This window comes from Halorussus litoreus (assembly GCF_003382685.1).
Lineage (GTDB): Archaea > Halobacteriota > Halobacteria > Halobacteriales > Haladaptataceae > Halorussus > Halorussus litoreus.
Genome location: NZ_KZ859520.1, coordinates 23,600 through 27,959, shown reverse-complemented (window position 1 = coordinate 27,959; position 4,360 = coordinate 23,600). Strand labels below are relative to the sequence as shown.

At 67.7% G+C, this 4,360-nt stretch carries 5 protein-coding genes and 1 pseudogene; 3 read left to right on the top strand and 3 right to left on the bottom strand.

What is annotated here, in order from left to right; genetic code table 11:
* Window positions 1–110 precede the first annotated feature (110 nt).
* Together DPQ64_RS08895 and DPQ64_RS08890 are read right to left on the bottom strand one after the other, a co-directional pair.
* Window positions 111–785 (bottom strand): DUF7409 domain-containing protein, encoded by a 675-nt coding sequence (locus tag DPQ64_RS08895; RefSeq protein ID WP_232820528.1) that lies wholly within the window; start codon window positions 783–785, stop codon window positions 111–113.
* A gap of 96 nt (window positions 786–881) precedes the next feature.
* Complete coding sequence (locus DPQ64_RS08890; RefSeq protein ID WP_115864000.1) at window positions 882–1,610, bottom strand: class I SAM-dependent methyltransferase; 729 nt, start codon at window positions 1,608–1,610, stop codon at window positions 882–884.
* Window positions 1,611–1,750: 140 nt separating this feature from the next.
* Here DPQ64_RS08890 and DPQ64_RS08885 point away from each other — a divergent pair, with 140 nt between their 5' ends.
* Entirely contained in the window at window positions 1,751–2,614 is an 864-nt protein-coding gene (locus DPQ64_RS08885; protein ID WP_115863999.1) for a 3-hydroxyacyl-CoA dehydrogenase family protein, read from the top strand.
* A gap of 25 nt (window positions 2,615–2,639) precedes the next feature.
* Here DPQ64_RS08885 and DPQ64_RS08880 read toward each other — a convergent pair whose 3' ends face one another.
* On the bottom strand, window positions 2,640–3,755 hold the full coding sequence (locus DPQ64_RS08880; RefSeq protein ID WP_115863998.1) for a phytoene/squalene synthase family protein: 1,116 nt from the start codon (window positions 3,753–3,755) through the stop codon (window positions 2,640–2,642).
* Window positions 3,756–3,969: 214 nt separating this feature from the next.
* Here DPQ64_RS08880 and DPQ64_RS08875 point away from each other — a divergent pair, with 214 nt between their 5' ends.
* Window positions 3,970–4,215 carry a hypothetical protein gene (locus DPQ64_RS08875; protein ID WP_115863997.1) on the top strand — a complete coding sequence of 82 codons (246 nt, stop codon included), beginning with the start codon at window positions 3,970–3,972 and terminating at the stop codon, window positions 4,213–4,215.
* 19 nt (window positions 4,216–4,234) lie between these two features.
* A pseudogene (locus DPQ64_RS19535) lies at window positions 4,235–4,360 on the top strand (GrpB family protein); the annotation flags it as partial.

Genomic DNA, 4,360 nt, shown 5'->3' with positions numbered 1-4,360 from the left:
GGGGGCGCGAGCGGCCGACCGCTCGCGCCCCCGCGCCCCAGCGCAGCCGCAGGTGTTGACGGCCACGGGCGCTCACGTGACAACTACGGCTACTCTCGCAAGTTGTACGTTCAGGCGAGGTCGCGCGCGGCGTCGCGCCACGCTGTGACGCGCTCGGCGGCCAGCCCCAGCGAGTCCGCGACGTGCTCGGGGTTCGCGGTGGCGAGGCTCCGGACCGACGTGACTCCGCCGTTCGCTAGAATTTCGGCGATCTCCTCGGTGACGCCCGGCACGTCGGTCACGGGGTCCGGGCGGCTCCGCTCGCGCCACGCGGCCTCGGCGGCCTCGGCGGCCCCGCTCCCATCGGTGGTCGCCTGCGCGGCGTCGTTGCCGTCGACCGACCCCGCGCCGGCGGGCGTCCAGTCGCCGTCGGTGGCCGCTCCGCCGGTAGTTGCAGTTTCGGCGTCGGCCGACCCCCAGTCGCCGCTGCTCGCGGCGACCCACTCGCGCTCGCCGTCCTGCAGGCCGCGGATCTTCTCCGAGCGGCGTTCGAGCGAGTCGTCGTCCTCGTCGCTCCCGCCGAACGACCAGTGGAGCGAGTGCTTCTTCCGGAGGCGGGCGGCGACGCCGGGGTTCACGCCAGCCTCGACGAGCATCTCGTAGGAGACGGACTTGTCGGAGATGCCCGTCCCGTCGAAGTCGGCCTCGGCCAGGACCGCGGCTGTCGCGGGGCCGACGAAGTGGATGTCGGTCAGTTCGTCCACCTCGTTCGGATCGTCGTCGTCCAGGGCATCGTGTTGGCTCACGGGGACGTCACCAGTTGTTTCGGACTCACACTGACGGGGCTTGAATTTTTTGCCTACGCGAGAAGAAGTCCCTCGCTCGGACGGCCGCGCGGCGAACTATTCCGAGGGAGAACTGCCGTCGTTGCGGCTTCGCTCGTGCTCCGCTTTCCCATCCGGACGGAACGCGCGGAACACGTCGCGGTCGGTCGTTCGGGCGTGGACCTGCTCGAACCCTCGCGGAGTGAACACCTGCTTCCAGTTTCGGTAGTACAGCGGGAATTCGTCGTTCACGTAGTTGACCTCGGGGTCGCCCGGGTTCGCGGAGCCGTCGAGATCTTCCCGACGGTCGATCTCCTTCCCATCGCCAGCTGCATCCGCTTCCCCGTTCGGCCCGCCCTCGTTCTCCACCGTCACGAGGAGGTCGTCGGTGACCCGCGCGATCTCGTCGAACGCCCACTCGTGGTCCGGATGGACGTGCTGGAGGGTCTCGACCGAGTAGACGGCGTCGAATCGGCCGTCGTCGAACTCCCGGACCGCGTCCTCGATGGTCGCCTCGTAGAACGTGCCCGCGTCGTGGAGGTCGGGGTAGGCGTCGGCCATCACGTCGAAGGCGTCGCCGTTGACGTCCACGCCGTGGAGGTCGTCGTACCCGTGCTCGCGGAGGTGCGCGAGGTGGCGGCCGGAACTACAGCCGAGTTCGAGGACGGCGGCGTCGGTCCCGACGACGGCGTCGAGTCGCTCGCGCAGCAACTCGCTCGTCTCGTTCGGGCCGTAGTATGCGTAGTAGTCCGGCGAGTACGCGCCCGACCGGTCGGCCCACTGCTGGAGGACGTCGTCGGAGTTCACTCGTGGGGAGTCGTGACCCCGTCGTAAAACCCCGTCGGGAGAGTGGTGAGGCGACGGTTGGTCTCCAGTCGTTCGCGTCGGAGCGACGCCGACCGATTCCCTTCGGTAGGCTTACGGCCCGACCGGAAGAATTTCCGGACATGGTACGCACGCTCGACAGCATCGACAGTATCGGCGTCGTGGGCGCGGGCACGATGGGCAGCGGCATCGCGCAGGTCGCGGCCCAGTCCGGGTACGAGGTCGTGATGCGCGACATCGAGATGGAGTTCGTCGAGAACGGCTTCGACACCATCGAGGACAGCCTCGACCGGTTCGTCGGCAAAGAGAAGCTCACGGAGTCAGAGGCCGAGGCCACGCTCGACCGCATCTCGGGAACCACCGAACTCGCGGACCTCGCCGACTGCGACGTGGTGATCGAGGCCGCGGTCGAGAACATGGAGATCAAGCAGGACATCTTCGCGGACCTCGACGACGAGATTCCAGAGGACGTGGTGCTGGCGACCAACACCTCGACCCTCTCGATCACGACCATCGCGTCCGTCACGGACCGCCCGGAACAGGTCGTCGGCCTCCACTTCATGAACCCCGTTCCCATCATGACGGGCGTCGAGGTCGTCGTCGGCGAGAAGACCGACGAGGAGGTCGCGGCGTTCGCCCACGACCTCGCGGAGGACCTCGGCAAGGAGACGTGGGAGTCCGACGACAAGCCCGGCTTCGTCACCAACCGCATCCTGATGCCGTGGCTCAACGAGGGCATCCGTGCCTACGACGAGGGCGTCGCCAGCAAGGAGGACATCGACAAGGGGATGAAACTCGGCACGAACGTCCCGATGGGTCCGCTCGAACTCGCCGACCACATCGGGCTGGACATCTGTCTCGACGCGAGTCAGACGCTCCACGAGGAGCTTGGCGACCGGTACAAGCCCGCCTACCTGCTCAAGCGCAAGGTCGACGCCGGCGATCTCGGCAAGAAGACGGGGACGGGGTTCTACGAGTACGACTGAGCGACCGAAACCGAGGACAGTTCTTCTACGACGGCGAGAACGGCTCGTCTTCCAGCTGCGAGCGAATCTCGCCGATGTTCTCGCGGTCGACGCTGTCGGATTTGAACAGCTGAACGAGTCCCATCACTTCCGAGCGCGAGACCTTCACGCCGCCCTCCCGGACCACGTCCTCGGGGCGTTCGAGCAGTTCCCGGCTGGTCCCGACCGCGAGCAGGTAGGGGATCGCCCACGCTTCGAGCGTGTTGCCCCGCGACTCGGGGAGGGCTTCGAGGTAGCGCTGGGCGTCGTCCATGTAGCCCCGCGCGTGGCGGGTGACCCGGTGGATGACGCCCGCGACCTCGGGTTCGTTCTCAGGCTCGGTCACGCCCGACGGGCTGACGCCGTGCTCGCGGAGCCACGACGCCGGCAGGTAGACGTTGTTCTCCTCGCGGAAGTCGTCCGAGACGTCCTTGGCGACGTTGACCAGTTGGAGCAAGAGCGCGAACCCGCGGGCGTTCGCCCGCAGGATCTCGGCCCGCCGGTCGTCGACGTCTTGGGCGAGCAGGTTGGTGATGAGTTCGCCCACGGTGCCCGCCGCGTACCAGCAGTACTCTTCGAGTTCGTCGATGGTGCGGATGCGGAGCCCGCCGTCGTCGGCGTAGCGGTCCACGAACTCGGCCATTCCGCCGACGAGTTCGCTCACCGGCGGGTAGATGGCCGACTGGGCGTCGTCGCCGAGCGACGCGAACGTGGCGACTACCTTGGGCGACTCGGCGACGACCTCCCAGTCCTCGGCGTCCCAGTCCGCTTCGTCGAGGTCGTCTGCGCTCAGGTCGTCGGACTCGCCGGGGAGCCACGGGTCGACCGCGTCGCGGAACTCGTCGATGGTCGTCTCCTCGTCGGGGTCGAGCGCCTCGTCGTACAGCCGAAGCAGGTGGGCCTGTTCGTCGGGCGGGATGTGGCCCGCGTCCTCGACGGTGTCGGCGACGCGACAGAGCAGGTAGCCGACGCAGATGTACGACGCCATCGGCTCCTCCAGTACGTCGATAGTGATGGCGAACGTTCGGGAGACGCCCTGGACGGCCTCGTAGCACCAGTCGATGTCGGCGACGGCGTCGAGGTCGGCGTCGGCAGGGCGCTCTGTGGGCGGCTCCGTATCCATTGGATAGCGACTCCTTGGGCCCCGAGATTGAAAAGCTTGAGCAAACGCCTTAGGGCTTACCGCCGCTGGCCGGACGATGGGCGACCGTCGCGGCTCGACGCCGTTGGACCCTGCCGTTCGTCTTCCCGCCCCAACGGTCGGTCGTCCCCCCGCCCCAACGGTCGTTCGTCTCCCGGACCCAACGTTTATTCTCGCGCACACCGTCCAGAGAGATATGATTCCGACGCCGAAGGACGCCGCGAAGGTGCTCGTCGGCGGTCCGGTGAAGCTCCGGAAGAACCGGCTGAACGTCGTAACGCTGGTCGCGCAGGCCGCGTTCGCGTTGCGGAACGGCAAGCCCACGCGGGCGTTCCTCCTGCTCGGCGCGGCCAGCATCGCGCCCCGGCATCCGGCGCTGTCGATGCTGTTCCAAGGTGCGCTGGCCGCCGACGACGTCCGGCGGAAGTTTTTCTGGAACTGACGAGACGAGGAGAAGAAGGATGGTCGGCGTCGAACGCGGCACGGTCGAACTCGTCTCCTACCGGCCCGAGTGGAAGCACCACTACGAGGCGGAAGTCGCGCGACTGGAATCGGTCGCTGGCGACCGATTCCAGTCGCGCGACTTC

What these genes read in the sequence shown, in the direction of transcription:
- DPQ64_RS08885 (WP_115863999.1), top strand. Translation starts at nt 1,751, where the DNA reads ATGGTACGCACGCTCGACAGCATCGACAGTATCGGCGTCGTGGGCGCG.
- DPQ64_RS08880 (WP_115863998.1), bottom strand. Translation starts at nt 3,755, where the DNA reads ATGGATACGGAGCCGCCCACAGAGCGCCCTGCCGACGCCGACCTCGAC.
- DPQ64_RS08875 (WP_115863997.1), top strand. Translation starts at nt 3,970, where the DNA reads ATGATTCCGACGCCGAAGGACGCCGCGAAGGTGCTCGTCGGCGGTCCG.